The sequence below is a fragment of the Microbacterium testaceum genome, from assembly GCF_020781835.1.
Classification (GTDB): Bacteria; Actinomycetota; Actinomycetes; order Actinomycetales; family Microbacteriaceae; genus Microbacterium; species Microbacterium testaceum_H.
The window spans coordinates 1-558 of record NZ_JAJGNJ010000047.1 but is presented as its reverse complement, the minus strand read 5'-3'; the positions used below and the strand labels follow the sequence as shown (position 1 = coordinate 558).

General features: G+C 67.4%; 2 protein-coding genes. Both read left to right on the top strand.

Going from position 1 to position 558, the window contains the following annotated elements; genetic code table 11:
• Positions 1-351: hypothetical protein (locus LL239_RS18225; RefSeq protein WP_228164612.1), on the top strand; the 351-nt coding region annotated here is incomplete at its 5' end.
• Between the two features lie 10 nt (positions 352-361).
• Positions 362-558, top strand: a 197-nt coding sequence (locus tag LL239_RS18220; protein ID WP_228164611.1) for a hypothetical protein, incomplete at its 3' end; no start/stop codon positions are given.

Below are 558 nucleotides of genomic sequence, written 5' to 3'. Positions count from 1 at the left end.
GCCGCGGATCCGCGGAAGTACGCCGTGGACTGGTCGCGTCTCGTCGTGTCCAGCAGTGGCGGGACGGTGGATGTTCCCTCGCGGGGGAACTTCCCCGCTCATCCGGTGATCGAGATTCCTGACGCGCCGTCCTCCTGGTCTGTGACGTCTCCGGCCGGGGTGTTCTCCGTGGTGGGCGCGACGGCGGGTGGAACGCACAGTGTCGACATGCGCAATGGTCGAGTCTTCCGCGACGGCGTCTGGATGCAGGGAGTCGGGCACGGGCGGCTGTGGGCGGTCCCGAACGACACTCAGTGGGAGCACATGCTGTCGGCGCCGGGGCGGGTGCTGATCCGCGAGACGTACGTGTGAGAGGGGTGTCATGTCGTTCGAACCCGAGTGGTCCGTGTGGGTGCATGACGCGAAGACGGGTGAGCCGCGGGAGCGTCTCGACCTGGATCTGACCGGCGATTCGCCATGGTCGGCGAGCATCGAAGGCGCTGGGGTCAGCGAGGTCACCATCGCCACTAGTGGCGGCCTGTGGACTCCCGACCGGATCGAGGAGTCGTTCTCGCCGAA